Source organism: Clostridium aciditolerans (genome assembly GCF_016316925.1).
Classification (GTDB): Bacteria; Bacillota; Clostridia; order Clostridiales; family Clostridiaceae; genus Clostridium_AM; species Clostridium_AM aciditolerans.
In genome coordinates this window covers 15393-35620 of the sequence record NZ_JAEEGB010000016.1, presented here as the reverse complement: position 1 = coordinate 35620, position 20228 = coordinate 15393, and the positions used below count along the sequence as shown (strand labels likewise).

Here is a 20228-nt window from a genome sequence, read left to right as displayed (position 1 = left end):
TATATTTTTATTAATTTATATTACTCACCTTGTGTTACCTTCTTTACCTCAAGAAACTTCTTCTCATTATCTGTAAAAAAGTGAGTTCCATCATTTTTTGAAACAAAGAATAAATAATTAGTATTATCAGGATTTATTGCTGCTTTAATACACTCTTTTCCTGGATTAGAAATAGGTCCTATAGGCAGCCCATTTACAATATACGTATTGTAAGGCGAATTTACCTTTAAATCGTTATAATATAACTTATCCTTGTGTACACCTAAGGCATATAAAACCGTTGCACAAGATTGAAGCTTCATGCCTTTTTTTAATCTATTATAGAATACAGATGCCGCCTTACCTCTTTCATCCTGCCTATCAACTTCTTTTTCTATAATTGATGCCATAGTTATTATCTTATCTAAGTCTTGGTTATTAATATTTTTACCAGTTTCTATTTGAATATTATTAATTACTTTAGAAAATCTTTTTAACATAACATCAATTATCTCTTTTCCTTCTGTTCCTTTTAAAAATTCATAGGTATCAGGAAAAAGATAGCCTTCTAAAGCGTACTTCCTTTTGGGGTCATTTTTTATAAAGTCTGGAATACTATACTCCTTACAACTTTTAATAAAATCCACTTTATTTATTATACCTTTTTTCTCTAATAAAGCGGCAATATGCTCTAAATCATATCCTTCTGGTATAACAACTTTTACAGGCTGGTCATCTTTAATTCCTTTGTTTAAATATCGAATAAATTGTTCTAAAGAAATATTTTCTGAAAAAGAATACTGCCCTGGCTTAACATCCTGTTTAATATTATTCTTTTTTATATAAGCCTTAACAAAATAAACATTTCGCATGCTATTTTGCTTCTTTAGGTTCTCTATAACATTATTTAAGTCTTCTCCACTATTTACTGTAAACTGAATCTTACTGTCTTGTGATTTTAAAGGATGTCTCGCTATACTAACCTTTAAATATAATGCTGAACCAGCTAATATAATTAGAATAACAAGGCAGAATAAAAAGATCTTCAGAAAACTTTTTCTCTTCATCGTAATATAGCCCCTTTTTTATTTTTTTCTCATGGCCTTTCTTCTCATGTCAGAATTTAAAATTTTCTTTCTCATTCTTATATTCTTAGGAGTTACTTCCACAAGTTCATCTGATGCTATAAACTCAAGACTTTGCTCTAGGGACATTTGAGTTACAGGTACTAATTTTAAAGCTTCATCTGATCCTGAAGATCTCGTATTTGATAACTGTTTCTTCTTACATACATTAACATCAATGTCTTCCGCTCTTGAACATTCTCCTGCTATCATTCCTTGATAAACATCTACACCTGCTGGTATAAACAATGTTCCTCTTTCTTGTGCATTAAATAATCCATAAGTAATTGATGTACCAGTTTCAAATACTACAAGGGATCCCCTAGTTCTTTCTGGAATTTCACCTCTATATTCTTCATAGTCATGAAGAACATGATTCATTATACCATTTCCCTTAGTATCAGTCATAAATTCGTTTCTAAAGCCTATAAGACCTCTAGCTGGAACTTTAAATTCAAGTCTTGTATATCCATTAACAGCTGATGTCATATTCACCATTTCAGCCTTTCTAGGTCCTAACTTTTCCATAACAGGTCCCATAAACTCTTCTGGCACGTCTATTGTAAGGTACTCTATTGGCTCTAGCTTCTTTCCATTTTCTTCTTTAAATATAACAGAAGGTTTAGAAACCTGGAACTCATATCCTTCTCTTCTCATTGTTTCAATTAAAACTGAAAGATGAAGTTCTCCTCTACCGCTTACCTTAAAGCAATCTGCAGATTCTGTTTCTTCAACTCTTAAAGATACATTTGTTTCTAATTCCTTCATCAATCTATCTCTAAGATGTCTTGATGTAACATAATCTCCATCTTGACCAGCAAAAGGTGAGTCATTAACCATGAAATTCATGCTTAATGTAGGCTCATCTATTTCTACAAAAGGAAGTGCTTCAGGGTTATTTATATCTGCTAATGTTTCTCCTATATTTATATCTGGAATACCAGCAACAGCTACTATATCTCCAAGTTTTGCTTCATCTGTTTCTTCTTTCTTAAGTCCATTGTAAACATATAAGTTTGAGACTTTAACATTATCTATCTTTCCATCTTTTCTTATAAGTGCTACTTGCTGATTCTTTTTAATGCTTCCTCTTTCTATTTTACCAATTCCTATTTTTCCTACATATTCATTGTAATCAATTGTAGTAACTAGCATTTGAAGTGGCATATCTAAATGTCCTTCTGGTGCTGGTACATTTTTTATAATAGCTTCAAATAGAGGATCCATGTTTGTTGACTCATCTTCTAATTCTTTTTTTGCAAATCCAGCTCTTGCAGAACAATATACTACTGGGAAATCTAATTGATCGTCATTTGCTCCAAGTTCTACAAATAAGTCAAATACTTCGTCTAGTACATCTGCTGCTCTTTCATCCGGTCTGTCTATTTTATTTATAACAACTATTGGATTTAAATTTAATTCTAAAGCTTTCTTTAAAACAAACTTAGTCTGAGGCATAGGTCCTTCATAGGCATCTACAACAAGTAAAACACTATCTACCATTTTAAGTACACGCTCAACCTCTCCACCAAAGTCTGCGTGACCTGGAGTGTCTACTATGTTTATTTTAACTCCATTGTGCATTACTGCAGTATTTTTAGAAAGTATAGTTATTCCTCTTTCTTTTTCAAGGTCATTTGAATCCATTACTCTTTCGTCAACTTTCTCATTTTCTCTAAAAACGTGACTTTGTCTTAAAAGAGCATCTACTAATGTAGTCTTACCATGGTCAACGTGGGCAATTATAGCCACATTTCTTATATCGTTTCTTACAAATAAATTCATTATTATTCCTCCAAATTAAATAAATAATTTTTATATATCTGTTGATTTATAAATAAAACATGAGTAAATAGGTTATGATCATACGGTAAATTTTTGCAAGTTTCAGTTCTATTAAACAAACAGAACAGTAAAGTGTTATTTTATTTATAAATCAACAGTAGATAATTCTTTTACCGTTAAACACTCAAAAAAATTGGATACTTTCTAGTACCCAATTTTTGCTCACTCTATCTATTTTATTATTTTAGTCTTAAAAAGTCAACTTATGTAGAATTTTATTTATTCATTCCAAAAGTAAAATCTATTCCTATAGCATCATTTAATATCTTAAGCACATCATCCCACATAATGCTGAATCTTTGTTCTGCTTGAAGATATTCACTAACTGAAGCATTCATTGAAATAACGGTACCTATGTTTCTAAGCTTTTCTTGAATCTCTTCAGATACTGATCCATTTTGCATATGCTGAGTATATGCTTCAATTTGAAGTTTTCTAAAATCATCAAGTATTTTTATGCTGGACTCATCACCTTCAATTTTCTTACTAGCTTCTTTAAGTTTTACAACTTCATCACATTTACCTAATTCTCTTGCAAATTCATGAGCTTTGTCATAGATATTCATAATATATTCTCCTTTAACATAATTGAAAATTGAGAATGATTAAATATATATTCATTCTCAATTTTATACATATTATATTTCCATAATTATAGGCAATATCATTGGTTTTCTCTTTGTCTTTTCATATAGGAACATTCTTAACACTTCTTTTATGTTAGATTTTATACTAGCCCATTCAGTTATACGTTTTTCCTCACACTCTCTTAAGGCATCTCTAACTAACTCTCTAGCCTCACCCATTAGGTCTTCAGATTCTCTAACATATACAAATCCTCTTGAAATGATATCTGGACCTGCAATTACACTACCAGATTCCTTTTCAATGGTAACTACTACAGTAAGTATTCCATCCTGTGAGAGATGTTTTCTATCTCTTAATACTATATTACCAACATCTCCAACTCCAAGCCCATCAACAAATACCTGACCAGATACTACTGTTCCATTCTTTCTTATAGCATCTCTGCTTACCTCTATAACTTCCCCATTGTCACCAATTATAATATTATTTGATGGCATACCGAGTTTAATCGCAAGCTCTGCATGTTGCTTTAGATGTCTATATTCGCCATGAACCGGTATAAAAAACTTAGGTTTTACAAGAGTATGCATAAGTTTTAATTCTTCCTGACAAGCATGGCCAGAAACATGTACATCTGCCAATGACTCATAAATAACTTCTGCACCCTTTTTAAATAATTGATTTATAACTCTTGATATAAGTTTTTCATTTCCTGGTATAGGATTTGCAGATATTACTACCATATCCCCTGGAAGAATACTGATTTTTTTGTGTTCTGAAGCCGCCATTCTCGAAAGCGCTGACATAGGTTCTCCTTGGCTACCAGTAGTTATAATAACAATTTTGCTTTCTGGATATTTATTTATGTTATCAACATTTATAAATATATCTTTATCAGCATCAATGTATCCAAGTTCCATACCTACTTCCATTATATTTTCCATGCTTCTTCCGGAAACAGCAACTTTTCTATCATACTTTATTGCAGCTCTAATGATTTGCTGTATTCTATGAACATGGGAAGCAAATGTAGCTACTATTATTCTTCCTCTTGCACTAGAAAAAATATCTTCAAAAGTCTCTCCTACTATACTTTCAGACATGGTATATCCTGGTCTTTCAACATTAGTACTATCCGCAAGCATCGCGAGTACACCTTTTTTGCCGAGTTCAGCAAATCTTGTTAGATCAGCTACACACCCATCAATTGGAGTATAGTCTATTTTAAAATCTCCTGTATGTAATACAATACCCACCGGGGTATGAATTGCAATTGCTACGGAATCTGCGATGCTATGGCTTGTTCTTATGAACTCCACTGATATACTTTCAAGCCTTACTATATCTCTTGGCTTTACACACTTTAAATCTACAACGCTAAGCAAGTTATGTTCTTTTAATTTAGTTTGAACAATTCCTAACGTTAATTTCGTGCCATATACAGGAACGTTCATCTCTTTCAGTACGTATGGTAACGCTCCTATATGGTCTTCATGACCATGAGTTAGAAATATTCCTTTTACCTTATCTATATTTTTTTGAAGATAGCTTATATCCGGTATTACCACGTCTATACCAAGCATTTCTTCATCAGGAAATTTCAGCCCACAATCTATTACAATTATGTCATTTTTATACTCTATGGCGGTTAAATTTTTTCCTATTTCATTTAATCCACCTAATGGAATAATTTTTACTTTATCTTTTTCTTTGCGCAAAAATCCTCCCCTCCTTCTTCATATATTAATTTAAATTCTTTTATTTATTTTTTAATGCAGTCATCACATATCCCATAAAACTTAACACTGTGGTTAGTAATTTTAAAGTTATACTTTTCAACTATTTCATTTTCTAAAACTTCTAGCAAGTCTCCCTCTACTTCAATTACTTTTCCACAGTTAGTGCATACAAGGTGATGATGCTGATGATTTTCTTCTTCGTGTACTAGCTCATATCTATTACAGCCATCGTTAAGGTCTAACTTACATATTACACCCAATTCCTCCAATAGTTGTACTGTTCTGTAAACTGTAGCGAGACCTATTTCTGGGCATTCTTTTTTTACAAGATCATATAACTCTTCAGTTGTTAAATGACTGCCTTCATTTCTTATTATTATGTCTACTATAGCTCTTCTTTGTGGTGTAAGCTTATATCCTTTTTCCTTTAAATTACTTTTTAATTTTTCTATTTCTTCAGACGAAAGCTTTGCCATTATAATAACCCCGCTTCAAAATTTATTTTTAGTATTAGTTTCAAATTTTAGTTTAATACTAAAATTTTTCATTGTCAATTGAAAATCAATTAATACTAAAATTAAACTCCTCTTACTAACGCCAGAGGAGTAAATAAAGCCTAATTAAGTTCATCCTCACTAAACAATGTTTCATATGCTTCAGAAACAATTGCAAATTCGTCATCATCTTCTACAGTAACTAATATTTCATTTCCCTCTTCATCTTTGTCAATTCTAAGTACAATTGCCTCATCAGTGCTCTCTTCATCACTGTCTTTTGGTACAACTACTACGTACTCTTTATCCTCAATATCCATCTTTGTTATTACTTCAAATTCGATCTCATTTCCGTCTTCATCATTTAGAACTATGCTTGTTACATCATTTTCCATAAAATTTCACCTCTTAAAATTTAATATTTTATTCTCAAATAATAATTCACCCATATAATCCCATGACATAATATGTAATTATAATATCTATTTTATTTTTTTGCAATGCTATCTAAGTATCCCTGAAGTATGTATATAGCTGCCATTTTATCTACAATTTTCTTTCGCTTTGCACGAGATAAATCCGCCTCCAACATAGCTCTATGAGCAGCTACTGTAGTTAGTCTTTCATCCCACATATTAATCGGTAAATTAATATCTTCCTTTATTAGGTCACAAAAACTTATTACCTTTTCACTCTGAGGTCCTAAAGTTCCATTCATATTTTTAGGAAGTCCAGCTACAATAGATTCTACACTATATTCCTCACAAATTTTTTTAATCTCTTCTAGGTCTTTTTCAATGCTTTTTCTCCTAATTGTTGTAATTCCCTGGGCTGTAAGTCCAAGGGGATCACTTACTGCAACACCTATAGTTCTATCTCCTATATCTAATCCTAGTATTCTCATGTTATTCTCCTAATTATTATGTTCAAATTTAAAATAAAAATGCCCATAAGGGCATTTTTATTTTACCCGACACTCAAACTTCATTAATTCACTACTAGCTTATCACTTACACATCAAAACTGTAACCTCTGTATGAGTGACGTTAAATTGCATATAAAGTAAAAGGAAGCCCCTCTTCTTTCAATCAGAGGAGCAATGGACCATCATAAAATCTTACTTTATCCCTAAATACGCTTTTAAAACCTCTTCTAATATTTCGTCTCTTTCAAGCTTTCTTACTAATGATCTTGCACCATTATAATTTGTTATATAGGTTGGATCACCAGATATTAAGTATCCTACAAGTTGATTCACGGGATTATAACCTTTTTTAATTAGTGAATCGTAAATTTCAGTTAATATCTCCTTAGTCAAATCTTTTTTATTTTTAGGAATATCAAACTGAATAGTGTTATCGTTTCCCATTTTCTCACCCCGCTAACAATATCTATTAACTATATTATAGCCCATATTTATAAAAATGTATACTATTTAACCAGTTTTTCCACAATTCCAGCGCAGCTTCCTATAGCTTCATCTAACTTTTCTGGCAGCTTTCCACCTGCCTGCGCCATATCTGGTCTTCCACCACCGCCACCTCCAGCGATAGATGCAACTTCTTTTATAATTTTCCCACAATGAACACCCTTTTCAATTGCAGCTTTAGATGCCATCGCTACAAATTGAGCTTTTCCCTCAGCTACACTTCCAAGAACCACAACACACTCTCCAGCCTTGCTTCTAATTTTATCTGCAAGTTCTCTAAGAGCATTGCCATCAATATCTCTAAGCGTTCCAGTAAGAAGCTTAACTCCACTTATTTCCTTAAAATTATTTAATATTTCATCTTCCGAACCGCTTGCAAGTTTAGCCTTTAACTCTTCAATTTCTCTTTCTTTTTCTTTTAGCTCAGCAAATTGTACATCTAATCTATGCAGAACTTCCTTTTCTCCACACTTTAATCTATTTGCAATTTCTTTCAAAAGATTATTTTTTTCTTCAACAAGTGCAAGAGCTGTAGGACCTGTAACTGCTTCAATTCTTCTTATTCCAGCCGCAACACCAGCTTCTGATACTATTTTAAAGAGACCGATTTCTCCTGAGTTTCCTACGTGAGTTCCTCCACACAATTCCTTACTAAAGTTTCCCACTACAACTACTCTTACTTCATCTTTATATTTTCCATCAAATAATGCAATTGCTCCACTTTCTCTAGCTTCTTCTAAAGTCATAACTTGAGTTTCAACATTTAGGACTTTCATAATATTTTCATTTACTAGATTTTCTATCTTTTTAAGTTCCTCAGCGCTTGCAGCCTCAAAGTGATTAAAATCAAATCTTAGTCTCTCATCATCAACATATGAACCTGATTGATGTACGTGCTCTCCTAAGACTTTTCTTAATGCTTCATTTAGAATATGAGTAGCTGTATGATTTCTTCTTATATTGTTTCTTCTCTCCGCATTTACACTTAGTGTAGTTTCTTCATCTACACTAATATTTCCTGAAACTACTTTAACAAAATGCAATACTTTTCCAGCAACATTCTTTTTACAGTCTAAAACTTCTGCTTTAAAGGATCCTGCAAACATTATTCCCTTATCACCTACTTGACCTCCCATTTCTGCATAAAAAGGAGTTTCTTCAGTGATTATAATTCCCTTTTCACCTTCGCAAAGCTGATTTACAAATTCCTCTCCTTTTATTAAAACTTTTACCTTTGAATTTAATTCTAGAGTATTATAGCCATTAAATTCAGTTTCTATTTCTAAAGGAATTTTGTTTAATATTGTGTCTTTAGCACCCATGTAGTTAGTCTCTTCTCTAGCTGCTCTTGCTCTTTCTCTTTGGTTTTGCATTTCTCTATCAAAACCATCTAAATCTACTGTCATACCTTTTTCTTCAAGTATTTCTTGAGTAAGCTCTATTGGGAAACCATAAGTGTCATATAATTTAAAAGCTCTTTCTCCAGATAGTACAAATGCACTATTGTTTTGAAGATCTTCTATATATTCATTTACTATGTGCATTCCACTATCTATAGTTTCATCAAATCTCTCTTCTTCTAATTTAATGACCTTCTTTATATAGTCTCTTTTTTCTTTAAGTTCTGGATAGTTTCCACTTGAACTATCTATAACTACATCTGTTAGCTTATACAAAAATCCTTCATTTATTCCTAAGGATTTTCCGTGTTTTGCAGCTCTTCTTAAAAGCCTTCTAAGAACATATCCTCTTCCTTCATTAGATGGTAAAATTCCATCACTAGTCATAAAGGTTACACTTCTAATATGGTCAGTTATAACTCTCATGGAAATATCAGTTTTTTCATCTTTACCATATTCCACATCTGCCATTTTACTTATTTTATCAAGTATTACTGTCAAAGTGTCAACTTCAAATAAGTTATTTTTACCCTGCATTATTACAGAAATTCTCTCAAGTCCCATTCCTGTGTCTATATTAGGGTTTGCAAGTCTATTATAATTTCCTGCTTCATCCTTATCAAATTGTGTAAATACAAGATTCCAGAACTCCATTACCCTATCTTCATCTGAGGCTTTAACAAATTCCTCTGCACTATTTATTTTTCCTTCACCTCTATCAAAGTGAATTTCCGAACAAGGTCCACAAGGTCCTATTCCAAGCTCCCAGAAATTATCATCTTTTCCTAATCTGAATATTCTTGAAGGATCAATATCTGTTTTACTAGTCCATATGTCAAAAGACTCGTCATCATCTAAGTAAATAGTTACATATAATTTATCCTTTGGAAGCTTTAAAACTTCTGTTGAAAACTCCCATGCCCATTGAATAGCCTCTTCCTTAAAATAATCTCCAAATGAGAAGTTGCCAAGCATCTCAAAGAAGGTTCCGTGTCTAGAAGTTTTTCCTACATTTTCTATGTCTCCAGTTCTTATACATTTTTGAGAAGTAGTAATTCTAGTATTTGGTGGAGTCTGCATACCTGTAAAATATGGCTTTAAAGGTGCCATACCTGCATTTATTAAGAGTAAGCTCTTATCATTTTTAGGTATAAGTGAATAACTTGGTAGTCTCAAATGACCTTTACTTTCAAAAAAACTTAAATACATCTCTCTGATTTGATTTAAGCCTAACTTTTCCATTGTCATCTCTCCTTTGTAATTTAAATTTATTTAATAAAAAAAACCCTCATCCCGTAAGGGACGAAAGTTCATTCCGTGGTACCACCCTAATTCTCAGCTTTCATAGTATTTATGATTTATTCTAATAAATACTTATTTCCCGTATAAGCTGATCTCTTTAAGTAATATGACTCCTGGACTGCTTCAATATATGTTACAAGAAGTTTTCACCAAGCACTTCCTCTCTTTGTGTAACAGAGTATATTTACTCCTTCCAATCATTGTCTTAATATCTAATTATGATACAAATTATAAATAAAAATATAATCCGTGTCAATATTTTTATTAGAGGACAGAGGACATTTGACATAGGACAGTGAAGGAGGATTTTTCTCCGCTACACTACGAAAAATCTTTAATTTAATTTTACCTTCGGTAATAAGGTTTAATTAAGCTATGCTTAATTAAACCGATGATGTTTCACTTTAGCAAAACGAATCCACAAGAAATAAATTAGTTTTCTGACGTAAGGAAGAAAACTCACCTTCACTGTCCTCTGTCAATTGTCCTCTAAAAAGTGCGTCGCATAATTTTTAGTTTACTAATTAAAATAAGTAGTAGTTTAGATCTTCGTATACTATTTTTATTATAACTCCAATTGGAATTGCCAGTATCATCCCTAAAAAACCTGCAGCCTTTCCCCCTATTATCAGTAGTAATATTACTACTAAAGGATGCATACTAATACTATCACCAGTTATTTTCGGAGAAATTATATTTCCTTCAATCTGCTGCAGAAGATATAACCATATACATGTATATATCGCTTTTTCCGGAGAATCTACTAATGCTATAAATATTGCAGGAATTGCTCCAAATATTGGTCCAAAATATGGAACTATATTAAAAAATGCGTTTAATATGGATAAAATTACTGGGAAATCTACTTTTAAAAAAATAAGAATTATGAAGGTTGCTATTCCAATAAGTAAACATAAAAATAACTGACTTACAATATATCTTCCAAGTATTTTGTCTATATCACAGCCTACCTTTCTTACCATAGTCCTACTTTTAATCGGAAAAAAATTTAATATCTTATTTCCTATACTATGCCCATCTGATAAAAAATAGTATGATATTATAGGTACTACAGCTATAGTAACAATATTTTGACCGATGTTTAGTGCAGATTCAAATATGTTTGTAAAAAATCCTATTGTTTGGTTGTTTATCCTATTATGTAACTTATCAATTACAATATACATCGTTTTATTGTTACTTAAGGGTTTTAGTTTAGAATAGAATTTATCTACGAGTCTTTGAATATTATCAAAGGTTGTATTTATATTTAAACTTTCCTTAAATATTGATGGTATTAATAATGTAACTGCAGCTATAACTATTAGTATTAGTACGCATATCAATACCAATGCTGCTGTTCTCCTGCTCATTCCATATTGCTGCATCTTTTTTTGCAATGGCCTTACAGTATATGCAATTACAAAGGATATAAATAGTAAATATAGAACCTCCCTAATGACGGAGTTTTTAAGACATAAAAATATTATCAGCAGTATACCTACAATGAGTATTATGTATTTAAAGAGTATCTTTCTTTCTATTTTTTTCATTTACATCATCTTCCATAAACAATTTATGCGGTAAACTTGTAAAATTGAGGTTTGCGTTTCTTTCATTATAAAGCATATTTTTTTCTCCTAGCACTAAATTATTTATTAATATTATTTTTTTGCCTGATATAAAATTTGTAATAAAACCTGTAGATATTATCACTGCTCCTATGATAAAAGAATCTTCATCAAATAAAATATCTTCAATCATTCCTATTATATTGCCTCTTCTGTCTTTAACATCCATTCCTTTAATATCTTTAAATTCTAGAAATTTCCCTTTAAATGTTTCAGTAGTAACCATAACTGAATTAAAACCTACTATGCATTCAGTCATAACATTTAAATTTTTTCTTAACAAACTAGTAGATGATATACTAAATCCAACTACTTTTTTTTTATTAAAATCTATTAATATATCATTGATAAATCCGAGTTTCTTGCCATTTACACTTATCACATCCATAAGCATAAAATCTCTTGTTCTATACATACTATCACCTCATGATATATAAATAAAGTAAGTTTCACTTTATCTTTTAGTATGTTTTCCAATAAGACTAAGAAATATAACTATGAAAAAATAAAGCCATTAGCAATAGCTAATGACTTTATTTTTATTCTCCGTGTACGTGGTCATGAATATGTTCTGAATGAGTTTTCATTTCCCAAGGTTCTAATCCTACTGACTCTCTATAATTGTTTATTGCTTTGTGTATAGCTTCCTCTGCTAAAACTGAACAGTGCATCTTAACAGGTGGAAGTCCGTCTAATGCTTCTGCAACAGCCTTATTAGTTAAATTCCATGCATCTTCTACAGTTTTCCCCTTTATAAGCTCTGTAGCCATACTTGATGAAGCTATAGCTGATCCACAACCAAAAGTCTTAAATTTTACATCTTTTATTATGTTATCTTCTACTTTTATATAAATTTTCATTATATCTCCACATTGTGGGTTTCCAACTTCGCCTACTCCGTTAGCATCTTCAATTTCGCCAACATTTCTAGGATTTCTAAAATGTTCCATAACTTTTTCACTATACATCATAATTATTTACCTCCGAATTATTATTTTTGATTTTTTATATAATCTTCCCAGAACGGTGACATCTCTCTTCTTCTCTTAACTATTCTCGGAATTACCTCTAATGCATAATCAACTTCTTCCTCAGTAGTTCCTGATCCAAGGCTCAATCTTAATGAACCATGCGCTACGCCATGAGATAAACCTATAGATAAAAGTACATGTGAAGGATCTAGTGATCCTGATGCACAGGCGCTTCCTGTTGAAGCAAATATTCCTTCATCATTTAAGTCTAGTAGTAAAGTTTCTCCCTCTATTCCTATAAAGCTTAAGTTAACGTTTCCAGGCATTCTATTTTCGCCTATAGGTCCATTTATTTTAACATGAGGTATTCTTTCAACTAATCCATTTAGAAGTCTATCTCTAAGAGCTCTTAATCTATTTGATTCTGTTTCTAATTCTTCTACCGCAAGTTCAATAGCTTTTCCAAGACCAACTATTCCTGGAACATTTTCTGTAGAAGCTCTCTTACCTTTTTCTTGTCCGCCGCCATGAATTAGATTTTCAATTTTTATTCCTTTTCTTAAATACATTGCTCCTATTCCTTTTGGGCCATAGAATTTATGTCCAGCCATTGAAAGCGCATCTATATTCATTTCTTTTACATCTATTGCAACATGGCCTATAGCTTGAACTGCATCTGTATGGAAGAAAACCTTCTTCTCTTTGCATATCTTTCCTATTTCAGCTATTGGCTGAATAGAACCTATTTCATTATTTGCAAACATTATTGATACAAGTATTGTTTTATCTGTAATAGCATTTTTTAAATCCTCTAAGCTTATTATTCCGTATTCATCTACTGGAAGATATGTTACTTCAAATCCGTTCTTTTCAAGAAACTTACAAGCATGTAATATAGCATGATGTTCGATTTTAGTTGTTATGATGTGATTGCCTTTGCTTTTATGCGCAAGTGCTATACCTTTCAATATCCAGTTATCGCTTTCTGATCCACCTGCTGTAAAGAATATTTCATCCTTTTCTGCATTTATAGCTTTAGCTACTTTTTCTCTTGCAGTGTTAACTGCTTTTCTAGGTACATCTGACATTGAGTATAATGAGGATGGATTTCCGAAGTGTTCTGTGAAATAAGGAAGCATTTCCTCTAACACTTCTGGTTTTGTATAAGTAGTAGCTGAATAGTCCATATAAACTTTTTTGTTACTCATTGATATTATCCCCTTTCACTCTGTTTGATTTCATTTTATTATAATCATCTACCATGTCCTGAAGCGTTGTAGACTCCATAACGGTATCTATACTTTCCTTTATTCTTGACCATAAAAGTCTAGTAGCACAACATTCTATGTTGCTGCAGGAATTCTCACTATTCCCATATATACAGTCTGATATTTCAATAGGACCTTCTAGTACTCTCATGATATCAGATATTTTTATATCTTTTGGAGCTCTGCTCAATATGTATCCACCTTGAGCACCTCTTATACTTTTTATTAAATTTGCCTTTCTCAGTGGAGAGAACAACTGCTCAAGATAATATTCCGAAATTTTTTGTCTTTCCGATATACTTTTTATGGATGACGGCTCTTCACCAAAATGGATAGCCAAGTCAACCATAGCTTTTACACCATATCTACCTTTAGTTGATAGCTTCACTTAACCACTCCCTTCAATGTTGAGTGTTTTACTATGCTTTCATTTTTATAATAACAAAGCCGAGTAAAATTGTCAACAATAAATATAGAAAAACTTGTAATATCCAATGTTATTTTGCCCATTCCATCAACATTTCTTTCATGGTGTCTTTAGCATAGCCAGGATCTGCCTTTTCTGCTTTAGCTCCTGAGAGCTTTTTAACCACGCCATAACTTTTTTCTAGCGAAAGACTTTCTTCTTTTCCTGTAAGTACCCATAAAATTTTATAGTTTGCTGGGATGCAACTTAATTTTACTTCACCTAACCCATCGGTAAAATAAATTAGAAAATAATTTGCCATATTGTGCTTATTCATATATTCAATTACAGGTGAAAATGCAGTGCCTCCTTTAGTATCTGGCTTCTTCTTTACATCCTTTTTGTTTTTTACTTTATATATTCTTCTTATTTGATTATCACATTCTATTATAGTTATTTCAGAAGTATGAATTTTTATTATTTCAAAAATTTCTTTTATAATTTGATCTATTTCTTTATCTGTTATACTTCCACTTATATCAATAGCAACAACAATTTGGGCAGTATATTTTGAAAGCTTTCCCCGTAACTCAAGCCTTTCAGGTTGTCGTCTATCTTTTCTTGTAATAGTCTTTTTATACCCTGACGGATTTATTCCTATAGTTCTTTTCAAATAATTCTGCCATGAAATTTCTGGCTTAGCATTAAGCTCTTCCATAATTTTTTGAAATGCAGAGGGAACCTTTCCCTTTGCTGCATTATCTGCAGTCTTTTTTATGAGCTCTTTCATCTGTTCAAAATTAAAGGACTCTTCCGAACTCTCCCATAAGTCATGGGCATGTGCGGAATCATGAGACTTTTTTATAAAATCCAGCTCTTCACTGTCCTTGTTTTCTAAAACTTTTAATCCTTCAGATGATTTAAGTTTATCAATCCCTTCTTGAATGAGTCTTGCATATTCCTCGAAAGGTAGATCTCTTGGTAAATCTATATTATAACTTAGAGCTATATTTCTAATATTGTCTGACCAAGCAGGCATATGACTTATATATTGATTAATTGAAATATCCATTGCACTATTTATTGCAGTCGAACAATATTTGTCTTTTAAATTTTTTGCTCTTTTTAAATGATTATACATAATATGGTAAACCTCGTGTTTTAGCAAGGCTTTCATCTCTTTTAAAGAACATTGCAGAAAAATATAAGGATTAAAATATATTTTAAAATGAGACATAGATGCCACATTACCTACCGCTGTAGGCAAATCCAATTTAATTTCCCTTTTCATCTGCATAGTAAATTGTGCAAAAAAGTTATCTTCTCCTTCCATCATAGAGAATGTACATATTTCTATTAACTTTAAAAAATTTCTCCTGAATTCATCTGTTATGCTTTCATCCTTTTCCCATTGCATCATTTCATTAAATAAATCTATTCTTAATTCATCAAATTTATTGTTTTCACTCATTTTTCTCCTTCCTCTCTGGAATTAAATCTGATCATATACTGAAAAATAACCCTCTACAAAAGATTTTTCATTTAAAAATTCAACATAAAGGCTATTCTCATAATTCCACTTTATTTCTTTCATAATCCCCATTTTTAAATCCACTGGGTACAGTTGAAGGAACTCTGAAAATAATTTAATTTCTCTTTCTCTGCCATCTAAATTATTTAAATATGCTAAAGCATTTTTAGCTGCTAAGTATAACCTAGAGTGACTTTCTTTATTAACCTTTTCCACTAATTCCTCCTTTATTTCTTCTTCTGAAAATATTTCTTCTGGTGTAATTAGCGGGTTAGTATAATTCTCTAAATAATTGTAAAAATCTTGTGCAATGCTTGGACCTACATTACCTTTAACCACGTTATATAAAATTTTTGAAGGTACTTTTCCTTCACTTCTTAAATAAACTCTATATGCATTTGATATTCTCTCCCAGCTTCTTGGAGTGGCTTTAATACTCTCTTGAGAATATGGAGTATGTAAATACTCTGGAAAGCTAGCAATAAACTCAACTATACGTTGATGAATATTCTCTTCCTTACTTACGTTATTTTTTTCCAATCCCCATCTTAACCATTCCTTAACATCTGCATCTAACTCAATCCATACAAATCTATCTTCCTGAGCAGGGTCCATATCAACTACTTGATAACTGCTTTCTGCAAAAGTATCATATTTGCTAGATGGATTCATAGCTGCTATAACTTTTACATTGTCTGGCAATAGATATCCATTTATCTCTCTATTTAGAATTATATTCATAAGCTCTTGCTGTACACTATGCTCACATCTATTAATTTCATCAATGAACAATATTATATTTTTACTTGGCTCTTTTTTTAAAATTTCATCTATTTCTAGCAATTTTGTATGAATTGCATATACAGTTTTTCTTCTTGTAACTTCTCTTCCATTAATCTCTACAGTATATTCCTGAACCGTTGGCAATCCTCCAATCTCACCTTCTTTAAGTATGTTGGCATCTATAGTAATGCAATGATAACCTTCCTTTTGTGCTAGCCTTTTTATAAGTGCAGTTTTCCCTATACCACTCTCCCCTATAACAAGAGGTACTGCTCCACTTTTTATTACTAAATCTGTAGTCAATATAGCATCTGTAAAATTCATCTACATCATCTCCTTACTTCATTTTTACGCAAATCAATATTTAATAATTCTGTTTATATAATTATGATAATTTACATAGAAAGTTTATAATCTAATATAATTTTTTTAGTACTCATACTACCGTATTTATATGCAAATTTAATTTTATCAATATTCAAAGCATCCTCTTTTATAAAGTCTAAAACATATTCTTTATCTACATTTTCGTCAGAAAGTTTTTCTTTTAAGATCTTCTTAATTTTCTCTGCATTCACACTACTATCTACGTACTTTATTACTTTTATATTATGACTGATAAAATGAAGCCACATATCCTCTGTAATATTGTCAATATATCTTACTGCTTCTTCATTTTGAGTAATAGCTTCAATTTGAACATTCATAGATGGGTTTTTAATATATTTTATAGCATTCCATTCCTTTTTTATTGCCAATAGATTAACTTCTTCTGCTGGATTATCTATATACTTTATTGAGTCCCAATCCTTATCAACAGCTAAAAGTTGAAGTTCTTTAGACGGATTCTTGTAAAATTGAATTGCCCATCCCTTTTGCTCTATAGCCTTTCTTATAAGCTTTTCGCTTGGATTTTTAATATGTTTAAGTGAATTCCATGCCTGTTCTACAGTATATAAACACATATCCTCTGTTGGATTCTCAATATGCTCAATTGCCCATTTATTAGACTTTAATGCTTCCCATTGTACCTTTTCTGTAGGATTTTTTATATATCCAAGAAGCATGCCATTTTCCTTAACTGCCAGAAGCTGCATTTCTTCTGTAGGTTCCTGAATCGATTTAATATAATATGGGTTCTTAGAGAGAATATCTAATATATTTTTTTCATTACTATCCATAAAGCTCACCTCTATTTGTTTACATCTCTTATAAAGCTCATGTATGCTTTAGCTGAGTTTTCCATCTTGTTATCACCTGGTATGTAGTACACAGCATTTTTTATGTTATTCGGCAAATACTGCTGTTTCACATAATGATTTTTATAATTGTGCGGATATTTATATCCTGTACCTCTATTTAATTTTTGTGCACCTTCGTAATGTGCATCTTTTAAATATTCTGGTACCTCCCCTACATTTATATTATCTAAGTCCTTTAATGCATTATCTATAGCATTTATTGCTGAATTAGATTTAGGTGATGTAGCAAGTAGTATTACAGCCTCTGCTAGCGGAATTCTAGCTTCTGGAAATCCCAGCTGCATGGCTGAATCAACACAGGATTTAACTATAGATATAGCACTTGGATATGCTAACCCTATATCTTCAGAAGCAATTACCATGAGCCTCCTACATATTGATATTAAATCCCCTGCTTTCACAAGCCTTGCCAAATAATGAATAGCTCCATCTGGATCACTTCCTCTAATGGATTTCTGAAAGGCGCTTAATACATCATAATGATTATCACCTAATTTATCATAATTTAAGGCCTTTTTCCCAGAACACTCCTTTGCAATTTCCAATGTGATTTCAATGTTGCCATCAATATTTCTAGATGCAGTGTAAAGCGTTAATTGTAAATTGTTAATGGATTTTCTTAAATCCCCTCCACTGTTTTCAGCAAGAAATTCTAATATACTTTCGTCACAAATAACTTTTGTATCTTTTAATTCATTTTCAACAGCTTTAACGGCTCTGAGTAAGGATTTAACAATATCCTCTTTACTTAAGGGTTTAAATTCAAATACAGAGGATCTGCTTAGTAAAGCATTATATACATAAAAATATGGATTTTCTGTAGTACTAGCTATAAGAGTTATCTGCCCATTTTCTGTATACTCCAATAAAGATTGTTGTTGCTTTTTATTGAAATTCTGTATTTCATCTAAATATAGTAGTACTCCATTTATTGACATCAAATTATCTAACTCGTCAATAATTTTTTTTATATCGCTAACAGAAGCATTAGTTGCATTAAGCTTATAAAATCTTTTATTAGTTGCCCCTGCAATAATATTAGCAATGGTGGTTTTTCCGACTCCAGGCGGGCCATAAAAAATCATATTTGGTATCTGCTTTGTTTCAATAATTCTATTAAGTATTTTTCCTTTTCCTATTAAATGCTGCTGCCCAACTACTTCCTCCATACAACTAGGTCTTATTTTATCCGCTAACGGTTTCATACAACTGCTCCTTTATTAATAATTATTATTAAATAATATTTTACATTATTTTTTCAAAAAAGTAAAACCTCTCACATCAAGCGAGAGGTACAATATTTATTCTTCATCTAAGTAACAATTCACTATTTCTCCATAATATACAGTATGGTAATCTTTTGCTCCATAAGAAGCTTTATCAATACTCTCATCTAAAAGATTAGGACACATGTCTTGTTTAAATACAACTTTGCACTCATAGTGAATTCCGCATCCTTTTATTACTGGAATAGAAATATTTTTCCCATCCTTTAATTCTAAGTTACATTCTTTAATTTTATTTATTTCTCTTCCTGATTTTGATCCACAGATTGCTAATGCATTTTTCATTTTATCATCAAAAGGTACGCTTACAGTAAATTCTCCACACTTTTCAATAAGCTCATGTGTATGTCTTGACTTTCTTACAAGCACTGTAAACATTGGCTTATGCCAAACAAATCCAATACTTCCCCAGCTTATAGTCATGGTATTTACTTCATTATCTGCCTTACATGTTAAAAATGCCCCCTTTTTATGTAAGTTCTCCATAGATTTTTCTAAATTTGATGTAAAATTCATTTGTGTGACCCTCCTAATTTATATTAACTATATAATAACCGCTCGTGGCATTCCGCAAGCGTTGATTCACCTAACTTTTAAGCCGTTGGGCTTTTATATTTTTCCCCACTATGAATTAATAAATGTAACCACACAAAATATTAGCCCACAGAGGAGGAGAATAAACATGTTTTGTATTAATAAAATAAAACAATTTAATAGTTTGTGTCAAGTTCTAGTAGGTAATTTTATTTTTTAAATTTCTCATTATAAATTCAGTTAAAAATTTTCTTTACAAAGAGCCCTATCCGTAGCCCGAAAAAGGCCTCATTAATCCTTTTAACTTCCTATCTCGAATTTTTAAATTATCAATAAGTATGTTCACTAATAATTTCTTTCCTTAAAAAAGCTTTGTATAGCAATTATTTCCCTTATCTTAAGCTTGAATCCTTCAAAAGCCTTGAAGAAATTACTTAAAATAAACAAAACACTTCACATTTATCCTATGAAATAGAAGTTAAACAGCTAAATATAACAAAACCATATGCTAAACAACATAAATTACATACAAAAAATTAATATAAATGCAAAAAATATTTTACAATCCATATGGAGTCGCTATATATCAAAATTATACACACAAATTACACACAAATTACACATAAACTTCAACACAAATGCAAGAAAAAACCTTT

At 31.3% G+C, this 20228-nt stretch carries 19 protein-coding genes and 1 other annotated feature; all 19 genes read right to left on the bottom strand.

Features of this window, described 5'->3' with window-relative positions; genetic code table 11:
• Nucleotides 1-20 precede the first annotated feature (20 nt).
• The 19 genes from mltG to I6U51_RS14690 all read right to left on the bottom strand — a co-directional run bounded on the left by mltG (nt 21) and on the right by I6U51_RS14690 (nt 19554).
• A complete protein-coding gene (mltG, locus tag I6U51_RS14780; RefSeq protein ID WP_211143367.1) occupies nt 21-1046 on the bottom strand; it encodes an endolytic transglycosylase MltG in 1026 nt (341 codons plus the stop codon).
• Between the two features lie 18 nt (nt 1047-1064).
• Nucleotides 1065-2888, bottom strand: coding sequence for a translational GTPase TypA (gene typA, locus I6U51_RS14775; RefSeq protein WP_211143366.1), 1824 nt, complete (start codon nt 2886-2888; stop codon nt 1065-1067).
• Nucleotides 2889-3163: 275 nt separating this feature from the next.
• The gene (locus I6U51_RS14770) at nt 3164-3514 is read right to left on the bottom strand and encodes a YlbF/YmcA family competence regulator (protein WP_211143365.1); all 351 of its coding nucleotides are present in this window, start codon (nt 3512-3514) and stop codon (nt 3164-3166) included.
• Nucleotides 3515-3586: 72 nt separating this feature from the next.
• Nucleotides 3587-5254, bottom strand: a complete 1668-nt coding sequence (locus I6U51_RS14765; RefSeq protein ID WP_211143364.1) for a ribonuclease J — start codon at nt 5252-5254, stop codon at nt 3587-3589.
• A gap of 44 nt (nt 5255-5298) precedes the next feature.
• Nucleotides 5299-5751, bottom strand: a complete 453-nt coding sequence (locus I6U51_RS14760) for a Fur family transcriptional regulator (RefSeq protein ID WP_178907934.1) — start codon at nt 5749-5751, stop codon at nt 5299-5301.
• 140 nt (nt 5752-5891) lie between these two features.
• Nucleotides 5892-6164 (bottom strand): DUF1292 domain-containing protein, encoded by a 273-nt coding sequence (locus I6U51_RS14755; RefSeq protein WP_211143363.1) that lies wholly within the window; start codon nt 6162-6164, stop codon nt 5892-5894.
• A gap of 92 nt (nt 6165-6256) precedes the next feature.
• A complete protein-coding gene (gene ruvX / locus I6U51_RS14750; RefSeq protein WP_211143362.1) occupies nt 6257-6673 on the bottom strand; it encodes a Holliday junction resolvase RuvX in 417 nt (138 codons plus the stop codon).
• Between the two features lie 213 nt (nt 6674-6886).
• A complete protein-coding gene (locus I6U51_RS14745; RefSeq protein ID WP_211143361.1) occupies nt 6887-7138 on the bottom strand; it encodes an IreB family regulatory phosphoprotein in 252 nt (83 codons plus the stop codon).
• Nucleotides 7139-7200: 62 nt separating this feature from the next.
• Entirely contained in the window at nt 7201-9840 is a 2640-nt protein-coding gene (alaS, locus tag I6U51_RS14740; RefSeq protein ID WP_211143360.1) for an alanine--tRNA ligase, read from the bottom strand.
• Nucleotides 9841-9893: 53 nt separating this feature from the next.
• Nucleotides 9894-10110: a binding site (T-box leader), on the bottom strand.
• 314 nt (nt 10111-10424) lie between these two features.
• On the bottom strand, nt 10425-11453 hold the full coding sequence (locus I6U51_RS14735) for an AI-2E family transporter (RefSeq protein WP_211143359.1): 1029 nt from the start codon (nt 11451-11453) through the stop codon (nt 10425-10427).
• Nucleotides 11422-11946, bottom strand: a complete 525-nt coding sequence (locus tag I6U51_RS14730) for a PRC-barrel domain-containing protein (RefSeq protein WP_211143358.1) — start codon at nt 11944-11946, stop codon at nt 11422-11424. Before I6U51_RS14730 ends, I6U51_RS14735 begins: the two co-directional genes overlap by 32 nt.
• Nucleotides 11947-12070: 124 nt before the next feature.
• Complete coding sequence (gene nifU, locus I6U51_RS14725) at nt 12071-12499, bottom strand: Fe-S cluster assembly scaffold protein NifU (RefSeq protein WP_211143385.1); 429 nt, start codon at nt 12497-12499, stop codon at nt 12071-12073.
• Nucleotides 12500-12522: 23 nt separating this feature from the next.
• Entirely contained in the window at nt 12523-13710 is a 1188-nt protein-coding gene (nifS, locus tag I6U51_RS14720; protein WP_211143357.1) for a cysteine desulfurase NifS, read from the bottom strand.
• Nucleotides 13703-14158 carry an Rrf2 family transcriptional regulator gene (locus I6U51_RS14715; protein WP_211143356.1) on the bottom strand — a complete coding sequence of 152 codons (456 nt, stop codon included), beginning with the start codon at nt 14156-14158 and terminating at the stop codon, nt 13703-13705. The genes nifS and I6U51_RS14715 overlap by 8 nt, the downstream gene beginning before the upstream one ends.
• Before the next feature lie 109 nt (nt 14159-14267).
• Complete coding sequence (locus I6U51_RS14710; protein WP_211143355.1) at nt 14268-15647, bottom strand: vWA domain-containing protein; 1380 nt, start codon at nt 15645-15647, stop codon at nt 14268-14270.
• Nucleotides 15648-15668: 21 nt separating this feature from the next.
• Complete coding sequence (locus tag I6U51_RS14705; RefSeq protein ID WP_211143354.1) at nt 15669-16814, bottom strand: AAA family ATPase; 1146 nt, start codon at nt 16812-16814, stop codon at nt 15669-15671.
• A 71-nt stretch (nt 16815-16885) separates the two neighbouring features.
• Nucleotides 16886-17671, bottom strand: a complete 786-nt coding sequence (locus tag I6U51_RS14700) for a hypothetical protein (RefSeq protein WP_211143353.1) — start codon at nt 17669-17671, stop codon at nt 16886-16888.
• Nucleotides 17672-17682: 11 nt separating this feature from the next.
• Nucleotides 17683-18957 carry a replication-associated recombination protein A gene (locus tag I6U51_RS14695; RefSeq protein ID WP_211143352.1) on the bottom strand — a complete coding sequence of 425 codons (1275 nt, stop codon included), beginning with the start codon at nt 18955-18957 and terminating at the stop codon, nt 17683-17685.
• 96 nt (nt 18958-19053) lie between these two features.
• On the bottom strand, nt 19054-19554 hold the full coding sequence (locus I6U51_RS14690) for a flavin reductase family protein (protein ID WP_211143351.1): 501 nt from the start codon (nt 19552-19554) through the stop codon (nt 19054-19056).
• Nucleotides 19555-20228: the final 674 nt, after the last annotated feature.